The sequence below is a fragment of the Nonomuraea sp. NPDC052116 genome (assembly GCF_040680035.1).
Taxonomy (GTDB): Bacteria; Actinomycetota; Actinomycetes; order Streptosporangiales; family Streptosporangiaceae; genus Nonomuraea; species Nonomuraea angiospora_A.
The window spans coordinates 15,476-35,806 of the sequence record NZ_JBFAWA010000017.1 but is presented as its reverse complement, the minus strand read 5'-3'; the positions used below and the strand labels follow the sequence as shown (position 1 = coordinate 35,806).

At 71.2% G+C, this 20,331-nt stretch carries 22 protein-coding genes; 9 read left to right on the top strand and 13 right to left on the bottom strand.

What is annotated here, in order from left to right:
• Position 1 precedes the first annotated feature (1 nt).
• The gene (locus tag AB0L65_RS30005) at positions 2–2,098 is read right to left on the bottom strand and encodes a flotillin family protein (RefSeq protein ID WP_364251731.1); all 2,097 of its coding nucleotides are present in this window, start codon (positions 2,096–2,098) and stop codon (positions 2–4) included.
• Positions 2,098–2,649: a hypothetical protein gene (locus AB0L65_RS30000; protein ID WP_364251729.1), complete on the bottom strand. Its 552-nt coding sequence runs from the start codon at positions 2,647–2,649 to the stop codon at positions 2,098–2,100. Before AB0L65_RS30000 ends, AB0L65_RS30005 begins: the two co-directional genes overlap by 1 nt.
• A gap of 142 nt (positions 2,650–2,791) precedes the next feature.
• Between AB0L65_RS30000 and AB0L65_RS29995 the strand changes: the two genes are divergently transcribed.
• The gene (locus AB0L65_RS29995) at positions 2,792–3,718 is read left to right on the top strand and encodes an NADP-dependent oxidoreductase (protein WP_364251726.1); all 927 of its coding nucleotides are present in this window, start codon (positions 2,792–2,794) and stop codon (positions 3,716–3,718) included.
• Here the strand turns inward: AB0L65_RS29995 and AB0L65_RS29990 are convergent.
• The 3 genes from AB0L65_RS29990 to AB0L65_RS29980 are packed head-to-tail and all read right to left on the bottom strand — an operon-like array spanning position 3,706 to position 6,049.
• Positions 3,706–4,620, bottom strand: a complete 915-nt coding sequence (locus tag AB0L65_RS29990; RefSeq protein WP_364251723.1) for an aminoglycoside phosphotransferase family protein — start codon at positions 4,618–4,620, stop codon at positions 3,706–3,708. The two genes, AB0L65_RS29995 and AB0L65_RS29990, sit on opposite strands and share 13 nt — an antisense overlap.
• A gap of 27 nt (positions 4,621–4,647) precedes the next feature.
• Positions 4,648–5,526, bottom strand: coding sequence for a 1,4-dihydroxy-2-naphthoyl-CoA synthase (locus AB0L65_RS29985; RefSeq protein WP_355193061.1), 879 nt, complete (start codon positions 5,524–5,526; stop codon positions 4,648–4,650).
• 10 nt (positions 5,527–5,536) lie between these two features.
• Positions 5,537–6,049, bottom strand: a complete 513-nt coding sequence (locus AB0L65_RS29980; protein WP_364251719.1) for a PadR family transcriptional regulator — start codon at positions 6,047–6,049, stop codon at positions 5,537–5,539.
• A 59-nt stretch (positions 6,050–6,108) separates the two neighbouring features.
• Here AB0L65_RS29980 and AB0L65_RS29975 point away from each other — a divergent pair, with 59 nt between their 5' ends.
• On the top strand, positions 6,109–6,681 hold the full coding sequence (locus AB0L65_RS29975; RefSeq protein WP_364251716.1) for a hypothetical protein: 573 nt from the start codon (positions 6,109–6,111) through the stop codon (positions 6,679–6,681).
• Here the strand turns inward: AB0L65_RS29975 and AB0L65_RS29970 are convergent.
• Positions 6,674–7,006 (bottom strand): metalloregulator ArsR/SmtB family transcription factor, encoded by a 333-nt coding sequence (locus AB0L65_RS29970; protein WP_090938046.1) that lies wholly within the window; start codon positions 7,004–7,006, stop codon positions 6,674–6,676. The two genes, AB0L65_RS29975 and AB0L65_RS29970, sit on opposite strands and share 8 nt — an antisense overlap.
• 87 nt (positions 7,007–7,093) lie before the next feature.
• On the opposite strand from AB0L65_RS29970, the gene AB0L65_RS29965 reads away from it, so the two are divergent.
• Positions 7,094–7,264 (top strand): DUF3073 domain-containing protein, encoded by a 171-nt coding sequence (locus AB0L65_RS29965; RefSeq protein ID WP_364251713.1) that lies wholly within the window; start codon positions 7,094–7,096, stop codon positions 7,262–7,264.
• Here the strand turns inward: AB0L65_RS29965 and AB0L65_RS29960 are convergent.
• Positions 7,227–8,495 carry a cytochrome P450 gene (locus tag AB0L65_RS29960; RefSeq protein WP_364251710.1) on the bottom strand — a complete coding sequence of 423 codons (1,269 nt, stop codon included), beginning with the start codon at positions 8,493–8,495 and terminating at the stop codon, positions 7,227–7,229. The two genes, AB0L65_RS29965 and AB0L65_RS29960, sit on opposite strands and share 38 nt — an antisense overlap.
• Before the next feature lie 66 nt (positions 8,496–8,561).
• Here AB0L65_RS29960 and AB0L65_RS29955 point away from each other — a divergent pair, with 66 nt between their 5' ends.
• Together AB0L65_RS29955 and AB0L65_RS29950 are read left to right on the top strand one after the other, a co-directional pair.
• A complete protein-coding gene (locus tag AB0L65_RS29955) occupies positions 8,562–9,158 on the top strand; it encodes a TetR family transcriptional regulator C-terminal domain-containing protein (RefSeq protein WP_364251707.1) in 597 nt (198 codons plus the stop codon).
• Between the two features lie 74 nt (positions 9,159–9,232).
• Positions 9,233–9,799, top strand: a complete 567-nt coding sequence (locus AB0L65_RS29950) for an NAD(P)-binding domain-containing protein (protein WP_364251704.1) — start codon at positions 9,233–9,235, stop codon at positions 9,797–9,799.
• A gap of 85 nt (positions 9,800–9,884) precedes the next feature.
• Here AB0L65_RS29950 and AB0L65_RS29945 read toward each other — a convergent pair whose 3' ends face one another.
• The 6 genes from AB0L65_RS29945 to AB0L65_RS29920 form a co-directional block, all read right to left on the bottom strand.
• Positions 9,885–11,291: an LCP family protein gene (locus tag AB0L65_RS29945; protein ID WP_364251701.1), complete on the bottom strand. Its 1,407-nt coding sequence runs from the start codon at positions 11,289–11,291 to the stop codon at positions 9,885–9,887.
• Positions 11,292–11,425: 134 nt separating this feature from the next.
• Positions 11,426–11,692 (bottom strand): DUF6510 family protein, encoded by a 267-nt coding sequence (locus tag AB0L65_RS29940; RefSeq protein ID WP_185069447.1) that lies wholly within the window; start codon positions 11,690–11,692, stop codon positions 11,426–11,428.
• 11 nt (positions 11,693–11,703) lie between these two features.
• On the bottom strand, positions 11,704–12,417 hold the full coding sequence (locus AB0L65_RS29935) for a ferredoxin reductase (protein ID WP_364251699.1): 714 nt from the start codon (positions 12,415–12,417) through the stop codon (positions 11,704–11,706).
• A gap of 1 nt (position 12,418) precedes the next feature.
• Positions 12,419–13,018 (bottom strand): sulfite oxidase-like oxidoreductase, encoded by a 600-nt coding sequence (locus AB0L65_RS29930; protein WP_364251696.1) that lies wholly within the window; start codon positions 13,016–13,018, stop codon positions 12,419–12,421.
• Between the two features lie 19 nt (positions 13,019–13,037).
• Complete coding sequence (locus AB0L65_RS29925) at positions 13,038–13,697, bottom strand: response regulator transcription factor (RefSeq protein ID WP_350723993.1); 660 nt, start codon at positions 13,695–13,697, stop codon at positions 13,038–13,040.
• A complete protein-coding gene (locus tag AB0L65_RS29920) occupies positions 13,694–14,863 on the bottom strand; it encodes a sensor histidine kinase (protein WP_364251693.1) in 1,170 nt (389 codons plus the stop codon). Before AB0L65_RS29920 ends, AB0L65_RS29925 begins: the two co-directional genes overlap by 4 nt.
• 166 nt (positions 14,864–15,029) lie before the next feature.
• On the opposite strand from AB0L65_RS29920, the gene AB0L65_RS29915 reads away from it, so the two are divergent.
• The 4 genes from AB0L65_RS29915 to AB0L65_RS29900 all read left to right on the top strand — a co-directional run bounded on the left by AB0L65_RS29915 (position 15,030) and on the right by AB0L65_RS29900 (position 20,295).
• Positions 15,030–16,052, top strand: coding sequence for a carboxymuconolactone decarboxylase family protein (locus tag AB0L65_RS29915; RefSeq protein WP_364251690.1), 1,023 nt, complete (start codon positions 15,030–15,032; stop codon positions 16,050–16,052).
• Positions 16,049–16,438: a hypothetical protein gene (locus tag AB0L65_RS29910; RefSeq protein WP_364251687.1), complete on the top strand. Its 390-nt coding sequence runs from the start codon at positions 16,049–16,051 to the stop codon at positions 16,436–16,438. The genes AB0L65_RS29915 and AB0L65_RS29910 overlap by 4 nt, the downstream gene beginning before the upstream one ends.
• Entirely contained in the window at positions 16,435–17,883 is a 1,449-nt protein-coding gene (locus tag AB0L65_RS29905) for a multicopper oxidase family protein (RefSeq protein ID WP_364251684.1), read from the top strand. Before AB0L65_RS29910 ends, AB0L65_RS29905 begins: the two co-directional genes overlap by 4 nt.
• 114 nt (positions 17,884–17,997) lie before the next feature.
• On the top strand, positions 17,998–20,295 hold the full coding sequence (locus AB0L65_RS29900) for a xanthine dehydrogenase family protein molybdopterin-binding subunit (protein WP_364251681.1): 2,298 nt from the start codon (positions 17,998–18,000) through the stop codon (positions 20,293–20,295).
• Positions 20,296–20,331 lie beyond the last annotated feature (36 nt).

Genomic DNA, 20,331 nt, shown 5'->3' with positions numbered 1-20,331 from the left:
GTCACCGAGCGGCCCCGGCGAGCGCCGCCACGGGGGAGTCGGCCACGCCGAGCCTGCGGGCCGTCTCCAGCAGCTCGCCGAGCGCCGTCGCCTGCGGGCCGCCGTCCTGGATGAGCCGCATGAGGAGGGCGGAGACGGTCAGGTTCTTGATGTCCTCGGTACGCACGCCGCCGATCACGTTCGCCAGGTCGGTCGCCAGGCTGGCCGAGCCGTTCACGTACGGCGAGACCAGCGCGCCCGCGACCTCCGAGTGGTCCACGAACCCGTCGACCACCTTGCCCGCGGTGATGGACCCGACCACCTTGTCGAAGAACATCGTGTCGCCGCCGACGATGTCGATGTTCGCCTTGGCGAGACCGGCGGCCAGCACGCTGGCCTGCGACTCCGCCACCTGCCGCGACACGTCGATGTGCTTGAGCCGGATCTCCTTGTCGGCCTCCAGGCGCAGGCGGTACTCCTCGTGCGCCCTGCTGGCCTCGTCCAGCGCCGCCATCGCGGCCGCCTTCTGCGTGAGACCCTCGGCCTCGGCCTTGAGCTTCTCGCCCACCGCGGCCGCCCCGGCCAGCGCCATCGCCTGCTCACCCGCAGCCTGCGCCTTGAGCCGGTCGCCCTCGACCAGCGCCATGGACTTGGCGCCCTCGGCCTCGGCGGCCAGCCGCTCCTTCAGCACCAGGGCCTCCGCGCGGCCGACCTTCTCGATGGCCTCCGCGTCGCGCTCCTTGACCTGCACCTCCGCCAGCCCGGCCGCGGCCGATTCGGCCTGGATGCCCTCGGCCAGCCGGATCTTGGCCCTGGTCTCCAGCTCGGCCGCCTGCTGCCTGGCCTCGGCGAGCACCAGCTCCTCGCGCGCCTTGAACTTGGACGCGGCCTCCGCGGCCTCGGCCGCCTTGATGTCCTTGACCAGGTTCTCCTGGGCCTCGGCCTCGGCGGCGATGATCACGGTCTGGCGGGTGCGCTCGGCCTCCTCGACCACGCGCAGCCGCTTGATGCTCTCTTCCTGCTCGGCCACGGTCTTGTCGACCGCGATGCGCTCGCGGATGACCTCGGCGATGGTCCGCTTCTCGGTCTCGACCTCTTTGTCCTTGGCGATGCGCGACAGCTCGGTCTCCCGCTCGCGGGCGATGACCTCCAGCACGCGGTCCTTCTCGATCCGCTCGGACTCGATCGCGATCACGCGCTCGCGGTTCTTCTCGGCGACCGCGATCTCACGGGCGCGGTTCTCGTTCTGCACGCCAAGCTGCTCGTCGGCCTTGATGTTGGCGCTCTGGGCGCGCAGCCGCTCCTCGGCCTGCACGCGGGCGATCTCCGCCTCCTCGCGGGCCTTGACGGTCTCGATCTCCCGCCGCTGCTTGAGCTCGGCGTCGGCCTGGCGGCGCTGCAGCTCCAGGATGGCCTCGCGGGCGTCGACGTTCTGGCGGGTGATCTCCTTCTCCTCGTTGCGCTGGAACTCGTTCGTGCGCACGTGCTCGATCGCCGTCAGCTCGGTGATCTTGCGGATGCCCTGCGCGTCGAGGATGTTGCTCTTGTCGAGCTGCAGGAGCGAGGTCTGCTCGAGGTAGTCGATGGCGGCGTCCTCGAGGCTGTAACCGTTCAGGTCCGTGCCGATGAGCCGGACGATCTGGTCCCTGAACTCGTCGCGCTTGGTGTAGAGGTCCACGAAGTCGAGCTGCTTGCCGGCCGTCTTGAGCGCCTCGGAGAACTTCGCGCTGAACAGCTCCTGCAACGTCGACTCGTCACTGGCGCGCACGGTGCCGATGGCCTGGGCGACCTTGATGACGTCCTCGGCGGTCTTGTTCACGCGGACGAAGAACGTGATCTTGATGTCGGCCCTGATGTTGTCCTGGCAGATGAGCCCTTCGCGGCCGGTCCGCTCGATCTCGATGGTCTTGACCGAGATGTCCATGGTCTCGGCCTTGTGGACGACCGGTAAGACGACGGCGCCGGTGAACGTCACGTCCACTTTGTTAACCTTGGAGATGATCAGTGCCTTGCCCTGATCCACCTTGCGGAAAAGGCGGCCGATGACGGCGAGCAGGCCAATCACGATGACCAGGATGACGGCGAGAAATACGCCGAAGCCGGTGGAGATGACGTCCATCAGTGCTCACTTTCGTAGGGCATGACCCAGAAGAATTCGCCGTCTTTGTCGTATTCGAAGATGAGTGCGTCGTCGCCGCGGGCAAGGCGGTCCTCGCCGGTCGTGCGTACCTGCACGATCGCGGACGAGCCGTCGGCGGCCGTGACCTCGGCCTGGCCGAAGTCAGGGGTGGCCGCGCCGGTGCGGATCACACACATCTGGCCGACGAAGTCGCCACGCGAGTGCCGGTCCCCGGCGGGGAACAGCCTGCGTAGCGGACCCAGCAGGCCACGGATGGCCAGCCAGGCCCCGGCCGGTGCGGCGAAGGGGACGGCGATCAGCAGGCCGCCACTCGCCACCACGCTGCCTATCAGGCAGAGCAACCAGGCCAGGGCAATCAACAGCGAAAGCACGATCCCGGCCGGAACTCCCCCGAGGCCCAGCCAGGTGGCGTCATCTTCCAGTTCGAACAGCCCGGTGATCACGGTCAGCCAATAGCCGATGACCACCACGAGAAGGAAAGTGAAAATGACAGTCGGAAAGCTCAGTACGGTGTCTAAGAACTCGATCATCCCGCCCCGTGTGCCCATCCCCCGTTGATGTCCTGACGGACTATATACAGATAAAGCGCGACTAAAGCGGAAAGTTCCCGAAAAGTCTGGTGACTTTTCCCCGCTTGACCTCCACTTAGGTTGAGGTTGCAGGGTTGGGGTCATGACTGACGTGATGAGAGCCGCGGCCTTCGCCGAACCCGGCGGCCCGGAGGTCCTGAAGGTGATGGAGCTGCCCGCGCCGCAGGCGGGTCCCGGCCAGGTCAGGGTGCGGGTGCGCGCGGCCGGCGTGCAGCCGTTCGACACGGCCGTACGGGCGGGGTGGTTGCCGCCGTACATGGGTCCTGCCCCCTTCCCGCGCATTCCGGGCAACGAGTTCGCGGGCGTGGTGGACCAGGTGGGCGACGGGGTGACCGGGGTGTCCGCGGGGGACGAGGTGCTCGGGTTCTCGGCGCTGTACGCCTATGCCGAGTACATCGTGGTGCCGGGGACGGACGTGGCGCCCAAGCCGGCGGAGGTGCCGTGGGAGGTGGCCGGCGGGCTGACCTCGGGCGTGCAGACCGCCGAGCTGGCGATCGACGGGCTCGGCCTCGCGGAGGGCGAGACGCTGCTCGTGCACGGCGCGGCCGGGTCCGTGGGCACGGCGGCCGTGCAGATCGCCCGGCGGCGCGGGGCCACCGTGATCGGCACGGCCCGCGAGGCCAACCACGACTACCTGCGCGACCTCGGCGCCGTCCCGGTGGTCTACGGCGAAGGGCTCGCCGACCGGGTACGCGCGCTCGCCCCGGACGGTGTGGACGCCGCGCTCGACGGGGCCGGAGGCCACGCGCTGGAGGTATCGATCGAGCTGGTCAAGGACCGCGCCCGGATCGTCACGCTGGTCGAGCACGGCAAGGCGGCCGAGCTGGGCGTCCGGGTGGTGCAGGGGCAGCGCTCCGCCGAGCGGCTCGGGCGCTACGCCCGCCTGTACGCCGAGGGCGCCTTCAAATTCGCGGTACGCAGGACGTACCCGCTGGAGGACGCGGCGGAGGCGCACCGGGAGATCGAGACCGGCCACGGCCAGGGCAAGATCGTCCTTCAGATCCGCTGACGTACGGCCTCGGCGACGGCGAGGCCGATCTCGTTGAGCTCGGTCTCCTCGTCCTTGACGTCCCACAGGGCGTTCTGCAGCACCCGGCCGAGCGTCCACCCGGCCGCCCGCCGGGGGTCGAGGCCGAGCCGGTCCACCATGAGGTCGAAGCGGCGCAGCACGGCCCGCCGCACGTCGCCGGACGCGACCACGTCGTCCCAGCGGTTGTGCAGGGCGGGCAGCAGGTCGAACCCCGGGTCGCCCGCCAGCGGCTTGGGGTCGATGCTCAGCCACGGCTCCCGGTCGGCGGCCAGCACGTTGTCGTAGTGCAGGTCCCAGTGCAGCAGCCGGTCGCCCGGCTCGGAGACGAGCTCGCCGACGGCGCCCGCGCAGTAGCGCACCCAGTGGCGGTCGCTCTCGCGCGGCAGCTTCGCCACGGCCCCGTCCACGTCGTCCAGCATGGCCCGGGCGATGTCGCCCAACCGGCGCATCTCTTCGGGCGCCGGGTAGGACACCAGGCGGGCCAGGAGGTCCGCGAGGATGCCCAGGGCCCTCATGTCGTCCGGCATGCCGGACAGAGAGCGGTCGGCCTCCAGGCGTTCGAGCAGCAGGGTGCCGGTCCCGGGGTCGGAGTCGAGCAGCAGTACCGACGCGTCACCGGCCCAGGTGCGCAGGCCGGGGGCCTCGGTGGCGTTCTCGTCGTTGACGGGCTGGAGCTTGAGCGCCGCCTTCGTGCCGTCCTCGCGTACGACGGGCAGCACGAGGGACACCACCCCGTGCCTGGGCTCCCCGTCCAGCCGCAGCGCCCACTCCTCCAGGTAACGCTCGGCCAGCGCGGGCAGCCCCGCGGACCAGGCGCGACCGGCCTCCCCGTCGTATTTCACGTGGGACTCGGTCAACGCCTCCGGCACCCTGATCTTCATACCGCCAGTCTGCCCGGGGACGCCGGTTCAGAAGTGCCAGGGGTACGGCGACCAGTCGGGCTCGCGCTTCTGCAGGAAGGAGTCACGCCCCTCGGCGGCCTCCTCCGTCATGTACGCCAGCCGCGTCGCCTCACCGGCGAACACCTGCTGCCCCACGAGCCCGTCGTCGATCGCGTTGAAGGCGAACTTGAGCATGCGCTGCGCCGTCGGCGACTTGCCGTTGATCTTGCGGCCCCACTCCAGGGCCGTGCGCTCCAGCTCCTCGTGCGGGACGACGGCGTTGACCATGCCCATGCGGTGCGCGTCGGCCGCCGTGTAGGTGTCGCCGAGGAAGAAGATCTCGCGGGCGAACTTCTGCCCGACCTGCCGAGCGAGGTAGGCCGAGCCGAAGCCGCCGTCGAAGCTGGCCACGTCGGCGTCGGTCTGCTTGAAGCGGGCGTGCTCGGCGCTGGCCAGGGTGAGATCCGCCACGACGTGCAGGCTGTGGCCGCCGCCCGCGGCCCAGCCGGGCACCACGCAGATCACGATCTTGGGCATGAACCGGATGAGCCGCTGCACCTCCAGGATGTGCAGCCGCCCGGTGGCCGCCGAGCCGTCGGCGTACTGGTAGCCGTCCTTGCCCCTGATGCGCTGGTCGCCGCCGGAGCAGAAGGCCCACCCGCCGTCCTTGGGCGAGGGGCCGTTGCCGGTGAGCAGCACGCAGCCGACGTCGGTGGTCTGCCTGGCGTGGTCGAGCGCGCGGTAGAGCTCGTCCACGGTCTGGGGGCGGAACGCGTTGCGCACCTCGGGGCGGTTGAACGCGATCCGCACCGTGCCCTGGTCGACTGCCCGGTGGTAGGTGATGTCGGTGAAGTCGAATCCCTCGACCGCCTGCCACGCCTTGGGATCGAACAGCTCGGAGACCATGCGCCAGAGCCTAACGGATCTGACCTTCGGCCCATTCGGCCCACTCCTGCTGGGCCTTGCCCAGCCGCAGGCCGTATTCGAGGCTGATCCGGCCGTACGCCGAGAGGTTGTCCTCGCGGTTCTCGAGGAACTCGCGGAGACCCTCGAGGTGCTCCACGTGCTTGCGGACGCGTTCGGCCTGGTGGCGGAGGTATCCGCGGGCCTGCTCGGGCGCGACCTGGGCCAGGAAGAACACCCGGAGCAGCATGTCGCTGCGCAGGACCCTGGTCGGCTCGACCTCGGTGATCCAGTGGCGCAGCTCGGTCAGGCCCGCCTCGGTGACCGCGTACTCCTTGCGGCCGCGCGGGCCCTCGGCCGACACGTCCACGAGACCCGCGTCGGCCAGTTTGCCCAGCTCCGCGTAGAGCTGGCTCTGTGTGGCGGGCCACACGTTCGACAGCGAGATGTCGAACATCTTCATCAGGTCGTATCCGCTCGCGGGTCCCTCGGAGAGCAGTCCCAGCACGGCGTGTCGAAGGCTCATATTCCTATGTTGACATATCAGCGCAGGAGGTTCTAGCTTCGACATGTCACTTTAGGAATATGGAAGGACACCCCACCATGCGCGGCCTGCTCGGCTTCCTGCCCTGGATCGTCTACGCGGTCATCGCCACCGGCGACGAGTGGCGCTGGGGCGCCATCACCGGGCTCGTCATCGCCCTCGGCCTCGTCGTCATCGACCGCAGGGCGGGCAAGGCCTGGGACGAGATGGTGATCGAGAGCAGCGCGGCGCTGTTCTTCGCCTGTCTCACGGCGCTGTCGCTGGTGGCCCCGCACTCGCCGCTCACGCCGTACGGCCCCGCGCTGGTCAACGTCTGGCTGGCGGGCACCGCCTGGGGCTCGCTGGCGATCCGCAGGCCCTTCACGCTCGGCATCGCGCGCACGATGGCGCCGAAGGAGGTCTGGGAGACCCCGCGGTTCTACCGCGTCAACGCGGTGATCACCACGATCTGGGCGGCGGCCTTCACCGTCGCCGCGGCCTCCCTGACGCTCGTGCTTTCCGTCTCACCTCACGCGACGACGCTGGTCATCGCCATCAAGGTGCTCACATTCGTTCTGCCCGCCGTCTTCACGGCCTGGTACCCCAAGCGCGTGCGGCAGGCGCCTGCTAAGTGACCTCCGCTCGCAGCTCCGCGAGCAGCTCGCCCTGGTCGGCGAGCATGTCGGTGAGAATCCTGCGGGCAGCCCCGAGCAGGTCGGCCAGCTCGGGTGTGGCCAGCGTGTAGACGACGGTGCTGCCCTCGCGAATCGCGCTCACGATCCCCGCTCTGCGCAGGACGGCGAGCTGCTGGGAGAGGCTCGAGGCCTCGATGTCGATCTGGGCCAGCAGATCCCGGACGGGAAGCGGCCCTTCCTGGAGTAGCTCCAACACTCGGATGCGAGCGGGGTGGCCGAGCGTTCTGAAGAAGTCGGCCTTGGCCTGGTGGACCTCCACGTGCATATAGCCCAGACTAATCCAGCGCAGTTGCATAATTCTTCAAGTCGTAACGTTGTTGGATAGCATGACAGCGGGGACTAGGGAGTAGCCATGGGCCGAGGAAGAGCCAAGGCGAAGCAGACGAAGGTCGCTCGCCAGCTGAAGTACACCAACCACAGCATCGACTATGACCGGCTTCGCGAGGAGTTGGGAGCCGATGCGCATAGCGAGGAGATCTATCCGCCTACGGCGTCCGAGCAGGAGTCCGAGCGCGCGCAGTGACGCGGGTCAGGTTCGCGGGTGCGAGCGTGACGTTCTTCAGCCGCCTGGCCTCCGGTGCCTGATCGGGCGCCGTGAGCTCCAGGCGGTGCAGTACCTCGCGGATGATGACGCGCATCTCCAGCAGCGCCAGCTGCGCGCCGACGCAGAAGCGCCGCCCGCCGCCGAACGGCATCCAGGCCCTGCTCTGGGGCCCGTCGAGGAAGCGCTCCGGGCGGAACTCGTCGGGTTCGGGGAAGGCGGCGGGGTCGTGGTGCACGAGCGGGATGAACGGTCCGGCGTACCATCCGGCGGGGATCTCGTACTCGCCGAGCCGTAGCGGGGCGTCGAGCATTCTCGGCGCCTCGTAGACGACCGGCCTGACCCGCAGCACCTCCTTGACCACCGCGTCGAGGTAGGTCTCGTCGTCGGGGAGCCGGTCGAGGATCTCGGGCATGCGCAGGAGCCGTTCGAAGGCCCAGGCGAGGCCGGTGGCGGTGGTCTCGTGCCCGGCGAGGAGCATGGTGATCAGTTCGTCGCGGATCTCATGGTCGCCCAGCTCGGTGTCCAGCAGGCGGCCGAGCACGTCGGTGCCTCCTGGGGCGGCCCGGCGGCGGCGGATCTCGTCGAACAGGATCGCGTCCACCTCGGTGCTCACCCGTACGAACCGGGGGTAGGGCCCGAACGGGATCCTGCGGAACTTCTCCGGGAGCAGGGGGATCAGCGGGGACCCGCCGGTCTCGATCAGGTGGGGCAGCAGCGCGCGGAGCCGGCTGACGCGCCCGGCGTCCCGGATGCCGAAGATCAACCGGATGATGATCTCCAGCGTGATGTCCTGCATGCGGTCGCGCAGCGCGAACGGCCTGCCCAGCGGCCAGGTCGCGATCCGCTCCGCCGCTATGGCCGCGATGTCGTCGCGGTAGCCGGCGACCTGCTTGGCGCGCAGCGGCGGGTTGAGCAGCTTGCGGTGCCGCCACCACGGGTCGCCGTCGAGCGTGAGGACGGAGTGCTCGCCGACCATGTGCGCGAGGAACTCGCGCCTCGCCTCGCCCGCGCGCCCGCCGCCGTGGTCGGTCCGGAAGATCTGCTCGGCCAGCTCCCCGGTGGTCACGTAGACCTCCGGCGGGATGCCGGTGAAGCGGACCGTGAAGATCGGCCCGTACTTGCGCTGAAGCCTGGTGAGCATGCCGGGCGCGTCCCGGATGAACCACGCCGTCTGCACCGCCGAGGGGAGTCTCGGCCCTGGAGGAATCATTTCCGACCTTTCCTTGTATACGTACGTCTGTCATAGACGTTTGTATATATCTGTAGCATGGATCACGTGGCACGGACAGAGGCCGGTGGATACCGGGAGAGACTGCTGGCGGGAGCGGTGAGCTGCCTGCAGGAGAAGGGCTATGCCCGTACGACGGCCCGGGACCTGGTAGCCGCCTCAGGCACCAACCTGGCCTCCATCGGCTACCACTTCGGCGGCAAGGACGCGCTGCTGAACGAGGCCCTGGCCGAGTTCTTCGACCAGTGGATCGCCGAGGTCGAGCGGGCGATGTTCAGCTCGGAGCCGGCCAGCGCGCGGGAGATGCTGGAGCGCGCCATGACGGAGCTGGTCGACAGGTTCGAGGAGCTGCGGCCGCAGCTCGTGGTCTTCGTCGAGGGCTACCCGGCGGCGCTGCGCGAGAGCGTGCTGCGGGAACGGCTGGCCGAGTCGTACGCCCGCTGTCGCCGTGCTGGCGCCGACATGGTGCGCCGGGCCGTCGCCCAGTTCGACATCGACCTGCCGGTGGCGCCCGAGGCGCTCGTGTCGGTGCTGGTCGCCATCACCGACGGGCTGCTGCTGCAGTGGCTGCTCGACCCGGCCGCCACGCCCGACGCCCGGCAGGTCGTCGACTCCCTCGCCGCTCTCTCGTCGCTCATCGCGTAGCAAGCCTCTGACCTGGGGAGGAATGTCACCGGCGGGGTCTGGTGGGTTCCTTTCGGTGACGAGGTGATCAAGACATGCGTGTGGCAATCGTGGGTTCTGGAAGACTCGGCGTGCCTCTTGGCCGCCTGCTCTCGACGGGCGGACACGAGGTGTTCTTCAGCGACGCCGATCCCGGCCGCGTGGAGGCGGCAACGGCGGCGACCGGCGGGCAGGCCGATGGCGGCACGCCGAGCGAGGCCGCGCGGTTCGGCGAGGTCATCGTGCTGGCGGTGGGGTGGGAGGCGTTCCGCGCCGTGTCGGCGGAGCTCGACGGCGCGCTCTCCGGCAAGATCGTCGTCGACCCCAGCAACCCGATCGCCGAACGGGACGGCCTGTCCGTGGTGGTCGCCGTCCCTGGCGGGCTCACCAGCCCGCAGTACCAGCAGCACGTGCTCGGGGCGGAGGTCCGGCTGGTGCGGACGTTCAACACGAAGTACTCGAAGGAACTGCTGACGCTGGGGACGGCGGGGCAGCGGGGCGGGTCGCGGGCCGACATGCCTTACTGGGGGGACGACGAGGCGGCCAAGAAGGCGGTGGTGCCGCTGATCGAGGACGCCGGCTTCACGGCCATCGACGGCGGCGGCCTCTCCGAAGCCCTCTGACCCCCACCACACCCGGCCACCGAACCCCCGCTCCCGGCCCACCACACCGCGCACCCGCCCCCCACCGCTCCCGCCGCGCCGGGGGTCAGGTGGCGCAGGTGTCGTGGGTGGCGTCGAAGCCCTTGATCGACTCCGTGTCGTCCGCGCGCAACGGCTTCAGCCCCGTCCAGTCCGAGCCGATCACCAGCACCAGCCGGTTCGTCTGCGCCCCCGCCACCTTCCGCAGCGTGGAGTTCTGGAGGTCGTTGGTGAGGGTGGGGACGCGGGTCTCGCCGTTGGGCCCGTACAGGAGGGTGGTCTTGGCCTGCGGCTTGCGGGCCGAGTCGCCGATCTTGGTGATGTGGTAGCCGCGCTGCTCCAGGGCGGCGGCCACCTGGGTGCCGAGGCCGCCGCGCCAGGTGCCGTTGCGGAGCTCGATCTGGATCTTGGTACGGCCCACCTTGGCCTGGCCGCCCTTGACGCCCTGGACGCTCTGGTCCTTGGCCACGATCTGGAACAGGTGGCCGGCCTGCGGCTGCACCCACTCGACCCGGCCGGGCTGGGTGAGGGAGTAGTGCCAGGGGGTGGTGATGAAGCGGATCTGGCCGGCGTTCAGGCCCTGGAGGCTGGTCGCGAGGTCCTTCATGACGCCGAAGTTCAGGCCGCGGTCGGTGGTTACCGCCTTGGTGCCGGCGTCGAGGATGCCCAGCAGCTTGGCGGGGTCGGTGAGCGTCTCGCCGCTCATGACCTTCTTGACCATCGACGCGATGAACATCTGCTGCCGCTGGATGCGCCCGATGTCCGAGCCGTCGCCCATGCTGTAGCGGGCGCGTACGTAGCCGAGCGCCTGCTCGCCGGTGAGTGTCTGCCGCCCGGCGGGCAGGTGGAGCAGGGCCTTCTTGTCGTTCACCGGCTCGGGCAGGCAGATCTCGACGCCGCCGATGGCGTTGACCATGCTCTTGAAGCCGGTGAAGTCGACCTTCACGAAGTGGTCGATGCGGATGTGGGTGAGCGTCTCGATCGTCTTCCAGGTGCAGGCGATGCCCCCGGAGTTGAACGACTCGTTGATCATGCCCAGGTGCGGCCGCTGGCCGGGCAGGGCGCCGGTGGCGCGGCAGGCGGGGAGCTGGACGAGCGAGTCGCGCGGGAAGCTGACGACCATCGCGTTGTCGCGCTTGGACGACACGTGCACCAGCATGATCGTGTCGGTGCGCTCACCCGCGATGTGGTGCCCGTACTTGGCGTTCTTGCCGTCGCGCTGGTCCGATCCGACGACCAGGACGTTCATGGCGGTGCCCGCGACCTTGGGCGGCCGGGTGGCGCCGAGGTCGTCGGCGGTGACGTCGATGTGCTTGACGTTGCCGGTCAGCTTCGCGTAGACGCCGACGGCCACGCCCGCGACCAGGAGGACCACGGTCACGGTGACCGCGATCGTCCAGCGCAGCCAGCGGCGGCGCCGCCGGGGTGGCGCGCTCGGTTCGGACGGGGGCGCGTCGACTAGCCCGCTGCTCACGTGACTCCAGAGGGACGGGGCCGCGGGTCGCCGCCCATGGCCAAGAGCCTCGCCGTACAGATCTCGGCCGGTTGAACCTGCCCGAGTGTACTCAGTCGGGCACCTTCATGAGGAACGATCTGTCCCCAACGTCGTCAGTCGGGCAGGTTAACGCGCAGTGAAACCGTGCCGCGCAGGTCGAGCCAGGCCGTGCCCGGGCCGCGTACCAGCCGGAGGATCACCTCCTCGCAGCCGGGGCACCGGGCCACCAGCCCGGGGTCGGGGCCGTACACGCGGAGCGAGGCGACCGGGCCCGCGAGGCCGCAGCTCGCGCAGCGGCCGGTGGCGGCGGTGACGTCCACGGCGAAGATCTCTCCGAGCGGGCCCGCCAGCGCGTTGCCGTCGAGGTGTTCTGCGGTCATGTCAGTTCCCCCTATCCGAAACGTTCGGTACGGATGCGCTCGGGCGCGTGCCCCAGCGCGAGCAGCAGGTCGGCCGCCGCCTCCACGAACCCCGTCGGCCCGCACACGTAGCAGTCGGGCTCGAAGGTCGCGGGCCAGCCGCCCTCGGCCAGGTCGTCCAGCATGATCCGCCCCGCCGGGCGGGACACGCCGGACGGCGCGGACCTGGTGTAGAGGTAGGAGATGTCGAGCCCCGGGTCGGGTCGGCGCAGCTCCTCGGCGTAGTAGCGGCGGTCCGGGTCACGCAGCGAGTAGAGCAGGCGGAACGGCACCCGGCTGCCCGCCTGCCTGCGAGCCCGGATCATCGCCATCAGCGGCACGATCCCTGACCCGCCGGCCACCAGCACGACCGGCGCCTTGCTCTCCGGCCGCCAGACGAACCAGCCGCCCACCGGGCCGCGCAGCTCGACCTGGTCGCCGACCTCGATGACCTCGGTCAGGTACGGCGACACCTCGCCGTCCGGGGCGGTCTCCACGGTCAGATCGACGAGGTCGCCGTCGGCGGGGCCGGCCAGCGAGTAGCTGCGCTGCGCGGTGTAGCCGTCCTCGGCCGTCAGCCGCACGTCCACGTGCTGCCCCGCCAGGTGCCCCGGCCATTCGGGCACCCGGAACCGCAGCGTGCGCGCGGTCGCGGTCTCAGTGACGATCTCGGCGAGCTCGGCCGCCCGCCAGACCAGGCGGCGCACCTCAGTCGCCCTCGTAGCGCTGCTCGCGCCACGGGTCGCCGTAGTTGTGGTAGCCGGCGGTCTCCCAGAAGCCGGGCCAGTCCTCGTTCAGCAGCCGGATGCCGCGTACCCACTTGGCCGACTTCCAGAAGTACAGGTGCGGCACGATCAGCCGGGCCGGGCCGCCGTGCCGCGGCTCCAGCTCCTCGCCGTCGAAGCGGTGCACGATCCACGCCTTGCCGTCGAGGAGGTCCTCGAGCGGGAGGTTCGTGGTGTAGCCGCCGTACGAGTAGATGAGCGCGTATTCGGCGGCGGTCTCGACGTCCTCGAAGAGCACGTCGAGCGAGACGCCCTCCCAGGTGGTGTCCAGCTTGGTCCACTTGGTCACGCAGTGGATGTCGACCGTGGGAGTCTCACTGGGCAGTGCCATGAACTCCTGCCACGACCAGCGGTGGGTCTGCTCCGCCTCGGTGTCGATGGCGAACTCCCACCGGTCCGGCGGCACCCGCGGCGTCGGCCCGGCCGACAGCACGGGGAAGTCGTCGACGAGGTACTGCCCCGGCGGCACCCGGTCGCCGTCCGGCCGGTGCCGTCCGCGGAAACCGCGCGAAATGATGTTCACGCCTCATTTCATCACGCGATCAGCTCTGACGCGGTGTCACCAGGCCCGACTCGTACGCGAAGACCACGAGTTGTGCCCGATCGCGTGCCCGCAGCTTGGTCATGGCCCTGCTGACGTGCGTCTTCGCGGTGGTCGGGCTGATCACCATGTGCGCGGCGATCTCGTCGTTGGACATGCCGCGGGCGACCAGCGCGGTCACCTCGCGCTCGCGGTTGGTGAGCACCTCCAGGCCCTGCGGGTCCGGCTCGGGGCGGCGGGCCACGTACTCGCCGATGAGGCGGCGGGTGATGGCGGGGGACAGCAGCGCGTCGCCGCGGGCCGCGACCCTGACGCCCTGCAGCAGGTCGGCGGGCTCGGTGTCCTTGACCAGGAACCCGCTCGCGCCCGCCCTGAGCGCGTTGAAGACGTACTCGTCGAGGCCGTAGTTGGTGAGGATCACGACGTGGACCTCGCTCAGCCGCTCGTCGGCCGCGATGCGCCGGGTCGCCTCGATGCCGTCCATCACCGGCATCTGGACGTCGACGAGCGCCACGTCGGGCAGGTGTTCGAGGGCGAGGGCGAGGGCCTGCTCGCCGTTGGCGGCCTCGGCCACGACCTCGATGTCGTCCTCGGCCTCCAGCAGGGCGCGGAAGCCGCCGCGGATGAGTGCCTGGTCGTCCACGAGCAGCACGCGGATCACGTCGGTTCCCCCAGTGGAAGCTCTGCGCGTACGGTGAAGCCGCCCTCCGGGCGGGGCTCGGCCCGCAGCCGGCCGCCCAGCGCCGTGACCCGCTCGCGCATGCCGAGCAGGCCCACGCCGGGCACGGGCGGCGCGTCCCTGCTCGCCAGGCCGTCGTCGTCCACCTGCACGACCAGCTCGTCGCCGCCGAAGTCGACGCGTACGGACGCCGCCGCCCCGCCCGCGTGCCTGGAGACGTTGGTGAGCGCCTCCTGGACGATCCGGTACGCGGCCCGGTCGACCTCGGGCGGCAGCTCGTGCCGTACCCCCGAGATCGTCACCGTGGCGGCCAGCCCGGTCGAGCGGGCCCGTTCCACCAGATCGTCGAGCCGGTCGAGCCGGCTGTCCTGCGCGTCGGAGCCGTCGGAGCCGTCGGAGCCGTCGGCGGCGTCGGTGTCGCGCAGCACCTCCAGCGTGGCGCGCAGCTCGCGCATGGCGTCCCCGCTGGCCTCCTGGATGGCCAGCAGCGCCCCTGGCACGTCCTCGCCGCGCTTGCGGGCCAGGTGCACGGCCACGCCAGCCTGCACCTTGATGACCGAGATGCTGTGCGTGAGCGAGTCGTGCAGCTCCCTGGCGATCCTGAGCCGCTCCTCGCCCGCGCGCCGGCGCGCGACCTCCTCGCGGGTGCGCTCGGCCTCCACGGCCCGCTGCTCGACCTGCTCGAGGTACGCCTGCCGCTGCCGGGTGACCGTCGCCGTCACCCCCGACGCCAGGAACCAGCCGAGCAGCAACGTCGTTCCCTGGACGATGTCCTTGGGACTCTGCCCGGTGGCGGTGGCCAGGTTGATCGCCAGGCTGACGCCCAGGAACACCGCGCTCGCCAGCGCGGGCAGCAGCCGGTGTCCGGCCCACACCGCGGCGAAGACGGCCATCAGCACGGGGAAGGCGGCGGGCGGGCCCGGCTGGGCGTGCACGGAGAAGACGAGCATGCTGACCGTGCCGACGACCAGCGGCACCAGGGGCGCGCGGCGCCACGCGACGAGGGAGAGCGAGCCGACCAGGACGGCGGCCAGGTCCAGGGCGCCCGCCTGTGGCGTGACCAGCACGGTGGCGGCCAGCATGACGGCCACGACGGCGGCGAGCGCGCTGTCCACGGCGAGCGGGTGCCATCCGCGCAGAAAGGTCATCTCTGCACATTAGAGCGTTGACCAGGGCACGAGCCTCGCCGCCTGGATGTAATTCCGGACTACTCCCGGCGAAGTATTCCGCACGAAGGTGCTTCCGGGGCGGTAGGTGCATGAGTCAACCACGGCACGACGCCACGAGGCATGAGAAATACCACGATGTCCGGCTATGGAGACACAGTTCCGTTATGTCACGCCGGTGCAGCCGCAGGCGGCGACCGGCCGGGTGGCCCAGGTCTACGCGCAACTCGCGGACGACTTCGGCATGGCGCGCATGGCGGTCTTCCTGACGCTGTCGCCCGCGCCGGACGTGCTCGCCGCGACCTGGGCCACGCTGCGCGAGTCGCTGCTGGCCGGGACCGCGTCCAGGACCGGGAAGGAGGTCGTGGCGCTGGGCGTGTCGATGGCGAACCGGTGCCCGTTCTGCGTGGCCGCGCACACGACGCTGCTGCACGCGACCGGCGATCACCGGCTGGCGGAGACCATCGCCGCCGGCGGCACGCCCGATGACCCCGAGCACGCCGCGCTGCTGGCCTGGGCCACGTCGCGGGGCGGCGCGGCCCGGACAGGGGCGGAGCATGTCGGCACGGCGCTGACCTTCCACTTCATCAACCGCATGGCCTCGGCCCTGCTCACCGAGAACCTCCTGCCCGCGAACCTCCAGAAATCGCGCCTGGTCAGGAGCGTGGGCGGCCGGGTGATGGCCCGTACCGTGCGCAGGCGGCTGGCGCCGGGCGCGAGCCTGCCCCTGGTCGCGGACCTGCCCGCGCGGCCGGAGCCCGCCTGGGGGGCCGGCACGGCCGTCGGCGCCGCCTACGCCGCGCTGCGGGCCGCCGGAGCCGCCGGTGGGGAACTGCTCGGCGACGCCGCCCGCGCCGCCGTGGCGGACACGGTGGCGGCCTGGGACGGGGAGCACCCGCCCATGGGCGGCGCCTGGCTGGACGCGCCGCTCGCCGAGGTTCCGGCGGGGGAGCGCGCCGGGGCTCGGCTGGCCCTGCTCGCCGCGCTCGCGCCGTACCGGGTGACCGACGCCGACGTGGCCGCCTGGCGCGGCTCGCGGCCGGACGCGGACCTGGTACGGCTCTGCGCGTTCGGCGCCGTCTCGGCCATGGAACGCATGGAGACCTTCATCACCGCCTCAGGACACGGGGACGCACTCCCCGCGCGAGCACTCTCGGGAGATGGATCATGACCGCGCAACACACCCTTGCCGTCCGGCCCGTGACCTGGCCCATGCGGGCGCTGACGGCCGTGGCGGGCCTGCACGTCGTCGCGCTGCTGGTCCAAGCGGTGACGGCGGGCCAGCTGCTCTCCATGCCCGGCGGCCGGGCGCTGCACATGGCCTCGGCGATCGCCCTGCTCGCCGTCGGGCTCGCGCACGTCGTCGTGGCGATCCTCGTCCGGTGGCCGGGCGGGGGGACCGCGAAGTTCATCGCTCCGGCCGTGGCGCTGCTGGTGGCCACGGTGGTGGCGGCGATCCTCGGCGCGGCCCACGTGAAGGCCGTGCACGTGCCGCTCGGGGTGATGATGTTCGGCGGCGGGGTCGCCCAGCTCGCCAGGGTCACCTCGCGGCGATGACATCCACACGACGCGACGTGCTGCGGCTGCTGGGACTGGGCGCGGTGGCGGTGGCCGGGGTGCCGGGCTGCTCGCTGATCGCCGGCACCCCGCAGCCGCAGCTCCTGACGAGCGCGGCGCCGCTGCCCAGGCCGTACGCGGTGCCGCTGCCGGTCCCGGAGACGGCCAAGCCGGTGCGCAGCGCGGGCGGGGCCGACTTCTACGAGCTGACCGAGCGGGCGGCCGAGGTGGAGGTGCTGCCGGGCCTGCGTACCGGGATCTGGGGGTACGGGGGCACGTTCCCCGGCCCGACCATCGAGGCGCGCGCCGGGCGGCGGACCGTCGTGAAGCTGGTCAACCAGCTCGGCGAGCCGACCGTCCTGCACCTGCACGGCGGGCACACCCCGCCCGAGTCCGACGGCTTCCCCACCGACCTGGTGGCGCCGGGGGCGTCCCGCGAGTACGTGTTCCCGCTGGAGCAGCGGGCCGCCACGCTCTGGTACCACGACCATCGCATGGACTACACGGGGCCGCAGGTCTGGCGCGGGCTGGCCGGGATGTTCCTGGTGCGGGACGCGGAGGAGGAGGCGCTGCCGCTGCCCGCCGGGGAACGCGACCTGCCGCTGCTGATCTGCGACCGGTCGTTCGCCGCCGACGGCACGATGCTGTATCCGGGGCTGGAGGGGCGGCCCGGGGTGCGGGAGGCGTACATGGGGGGCGTGCTCGGGGACGTGATCCTGGTGAACGGGGCTCCGTGGCCCGAGCTGCGGGTGGCCAGGGCCCGGTACCGGCTGCGGCTGTGCAACGCCTCCAACGCCCGGACGTACGAGCTGGCGACCGGCGGGCCGCTGGTCCGGATCGGCTCCGACGGCGGGCTGCTGGCTCAGCCGCGTACGGTGCGGCAGCTCCGGCTGGCTCCCGGCGAGCGGGCCGACGTGGTGGTCGACTTCTCCGCGTACAAGGTGGGGCAGCAGGTCGAGCTGCGGAACCTGGCGGGGGAGGGCGCGCAGGCGAGGGTCATGCGGTTCGTCGTGGATCGGGATGAGAAGGACGAGTCGTCCGTGCCGGAGCGGCTGTCCACGGTGGAGGCGCTCGATCCCGGGAAGGCGAAGGTGACGCGGGAGTTCGAGTTCAGCAGCGGGGGGATGGGGTGGCTGATCAACGGCAAGCCGTTCGACCCCAAGCGCATGGAGGCCAGGCCCAGGCTCGGGGACATCGAGGTCTGGCGGCTGACCAGTGACGTCGCGCATCCCGTGCACCTGCATCTCGACCACTTCCAGGTGCTGACGGTGAACGGGGAGCGACCGCAGGGGCCGCCCGAGTGGAAGGACACCGTCGAGCTGCGCGAGGCGCAGACCGTGGAGATCGTCACCAGGTTCACCGACTATCGGGGGCGGTACGTGCTGCACTGCCACAACCTCGAACACGAGGACATGGCGATGATGGCGGCTTTCGAGGTCGTATGAGACCCGCCGTCCCTTGGGGAGGGACGGACGGGGGCGGTCCTCTTGGGAGGGACGGGTGGGGGTTTGGCTGTGGGGTCATCGACAGTCGGGGCGGGCGCGCTCAGAATCGGGACCATGGGTGAGCCTTATGTCGGCGCCAGGACGCCGCGGCGGGAAGACGCCAGGTTGCTGACCGGTCGAGGCAGGTACGTCGGGGCGGTGCGGCTGCCGGGAACGGTCCACGCGTACGTGGTCCGCAGCCCCATCGCCCACGGCCGGCTGCTCGGCTGCGACGCCAAGGCGGCCTGGGCGGTCGAGGGCGTCCTCGACGTCGTCACCCCCGGCGACGCCGCCGACCTGCGCCTGCCCTGCGTCCACCTGTCCCCCGGCCAGCGGCTGCAGTCCTACCGGGTGCTGGACGACGCCATCAGGTACGCGGGCCAGCCGCTCGCGCTCGTCGTCGCCCGCACCCCCGAGGCCGCCAGGGACGCCGCCGAGCTCGTCGATCTCTCGCTGGACGAGCTGCCGGCGGTGGTCGGGACGGAGCGGGCGATGCGGGACGGGGCCCCGCTGCTGTATCCGGAGTGGGGCACGAACGTGCTCACCGACTTCACGATGGGCGACGAGGACTGCGCCGCCTTCGTCGAGGGGGCCGCGCACGTCGTGGAGCTGACGTTCACGATGGGCCGCGTCTCGCCGCACCCCATGGAGCCGCGCGGCGTGGTGGCCTCGTACGCCGACGACGAGCTGACCGTGCACACCTCCTCGCAGGCGCCGCACCAGGTGCGCGAGCACCTGGCGGAGGCGTTCGGGCTTTCCCACGACCGGGTACGCGTCATCAGCCGCGACACGGGCGGCGGGTTCGGCGGCAAGGAGCACGTCTACCCGGACGAGGCGCTCATCTGCCTGGCCTCGATGCGCCTGGGCCGGCCGGTGAGCTGGTCGGAGTCGCCGGGCGACCGGCTGGTCGCCACGCTGCCGGCGCGGGCCGCCGTGCACCGGGGGAGGCTGGCGCTCGACGGGGACGGGCGCTTCGTGGCGATGTACGTGGACCTGGTCGGCGACATCGGCGCGCACCCCTCGAACGTGGGCGCGTCGACCTTCGCGGTGACGGCCACCCTGCTGCCGGGGCCGTACCGGTTCGACCGGGTGGCGGTACGCGTGCGCGGCGTCGTCACGAACACCACGCCGACCGGCTCCTATCGCGGGTTCGGCCAGCCGGAAGGGAGCCTGACCAGGGAGCGGCTGATCGACGAGGCGGCCCGCAGGCTGGGGATCGACCGGGTCGAGCTGCGGCTGCGCAACATGCTGGGGCCCGGCGAACTGCCGTACACGAACCGCGTCTACCAGCGCTACGACTCCGGCGACTACCCGCACGCCCTGCGTACTTTGCGCGACCTGGTCACCCCGGTCGAGAGGGCCGACGGGCGCAGGCGCGGCATCGGCTACTCCTGCCATGTGGAGACCACCGGCATGGGGCCCTCGAAGGAGTTCAGGGACGCCGGCATCCAGGCGGGCGGCTACGAGTCGGTGTTCCTGCGCATGGAGCAGGACGCGTCCGTGGTCGTTTCGTCGGGGGTGGTGTCGATAGGGCAGGGCATCGAGACGGCGCTGGCCCAGCTCGCGGCCGACCGGGTGGGGGTGCCGATCGAGCGGGTACGGGTGGTGCTGGGGGACACGGCGGCCACGCCGTACTCGTCGGTCGGGTCGATCGCCAGCCGCTCGCTCGTGGTCGGCGGCGGGGCGCTCACCCGGGCCGCGGAGCGGCTGCGCGGCAAGCTCGTGGCCCTGGCCGCGCACCGCCTGGAGGCGGCCCCCGACGACCTGGAGATCGCCGACGGCGTGGTGCGGGTGAAGGGCGACCCGGCGGCGTCCCTCACGCTGCGGGAGCTGGCCACGTCGGCGTGGCGCGGCTGGGACCTCCCGGACGGGGTCGAGCCGGGCCTGGAGGAACGGGTCAGCTACGACCCCGACGCCTACACGTTCGCCTACGGGGCCCACGCGGCCGCCGTGGCCGTGGACCCGGAGACCGGGGCCGTGGAGGTGGAGCGCTACTGGGTCGTCAACGACGCCGGGGTGCTGGTCAACCCGGCCGTCGTGGAAGGCCAGATCCGCGGCGGCGTGGTGCAGGGGATCGGCCAGGCGCTCACCGAGGAGATCGTCTACACCCCCGAAGGCCAGCCCATCACCGACTACTTCCTGCCGACGACACGGGAGGTGCCGGACATCGAGGTCGTGATGCTGGAGACGCCGTCGCCGCTGACGCCCGGCGGGATGAAGGGGGTGGGGGAGTCGGGCACGATCGGCCCGCCGGCCGCCATCGCCAACGCCGTGGCCGCCGCCCTCCCGGAGATCGCCGGCCGGATCACTGACGTCCCCTTGACCCCGTACTCGGTCTGGTCCCTGCTCGCGGGGGTGGCCGAGACCTCGTGAGCCGGTCGCGTCGCCGGGCCTCGGCAGCGGCGACGC

Excerpts from the sequence above, each read along its gene's own strand:
- AB0L65_RS29980 (WP_364251719.1), bottom strand. The coding sequence starts at position 6,049 with ATGAGCCTTCGACACGCCGTGCTGGGACTGCTCTCCGAGGGACCCGCG.
- AB0L65_RS30000 (WP_364251729.1), bottom strand. The coding sequence starts at position 2,649 with ATGATCGAGTTCTTAGACACCGTACTGAGCTTTCCGACTGTCATTTTC.
- AB0L65_RS29910 (WP_364251687.1), top strand. The coding sequence starts at position 16,049 with ATGACCGCGCAACACACCCTTGCCGTCCGGCCCGTGACCTGGCCCATG.
- AB0L65_RS29915 (WP_364251690.1), top strand. The coding sequence starts at position 15,030 with ATGGAGACACAGTTCCGTTATGTCACGCCGGTGCAGCCGCAGGCGGCG.
- AB0L65_RS29900 (WP_364251681.1), top strand. The coding sequence starts at position 17,998 with ATGGGTGAGCCTTATGTCGGCGCCAGGACGCCGCGGCGGGAAGACGCC.
- AB0L65_RS29960 (WP_364251710.1), bottom strand. The coding sequence starts at position 8,495 with ATGATTCCTCCAGGGCCGAGACTCCCCTCGGCGGTGCAGACGGCGTGG.
- AB0L65_RS29965 (WP_364251713.1), top strand. The coding sequence starts at position 7,094 with ATGGGCCGAGGAAGAGCCAAGGCGAAGCAGACGAAGGTCGCTCGCCAG.
- AB0L65_RS29950 (WP_364251704.1), top strand. The coding sequence starts at position 9,233 with ATGCGTGTGGCAATCGTGGGTTCTGGAAGACTCGGCGTGCCTCTTGGC.
- AB0L65_RS29905 (WP_364251684.1), top strand. The coding sequence starts at position 16,435 with ATGACATCCACACGACGCGACGTGCTGCGGCTGCTGGGACTGGGCGCG.
- AB0L65_RS30005 (WP_364251731.1), bottom strand. The coding sequence starts at position 2,098 with ATGGACGTCATCTCCACCGGCTTCGGCGTATTTCTCGCCGTCATCCTG.
- AB0L65_RS29995 (WP_364251726.1), top strand. The coding sequence starts at position 2,792 with ATGACTGACGTGATGAGAGCCGCGGCCTTCGCCGAACCCGGCGGCCCG.
- AB0L65_RS29975 (WP_364251716.1), top strand. The coding sequence starts at position 6,109 with ATGGAAGGACACCCCACCATGCGCGGCCTGCTCGGCTTCCTGCCCTGG.
- AB0L65_RS29990 (WP_364251723.1), bottom strand. The coding sequence starts at position 4,620 with ATGAAGATCAGGGTGCCGGAGGCGTTGACCGAGTCCCACGTGAAATAC.
- AB0L65_RS29920 (WP_364251693.1), bottom strand. The coding sequence starts at position 14,863 with ATGACCTTTCTGCGCGGATGGCACCCGCTCGCCGTGGACAGCGCGCTC.
- AB0L65_RS29985 (WP_355193061.1), bottom strand. The coding sequence starts at position 5,526 with ATGGTCTCCGAGCTGTTCGATCCCAAGGCGTGGCAGGCGGTCGAGGGA.
- AB0L65_RS29940 (WP_185069447.1), bottom strand. The coding sequence starts at position 11,692 with ATGACCGCAGAACACCTCGACGGCAACGCGCTGGCGGGCCCGCTCGGA.
- AB0L65_RS29970 (WP_090938046.1), bottom strand. The coding sequence starts at position 7,006 with ATGCACGTGGAGGTCCACCAGGCCAAGGCCGACTTCTTCAGAACGCTC.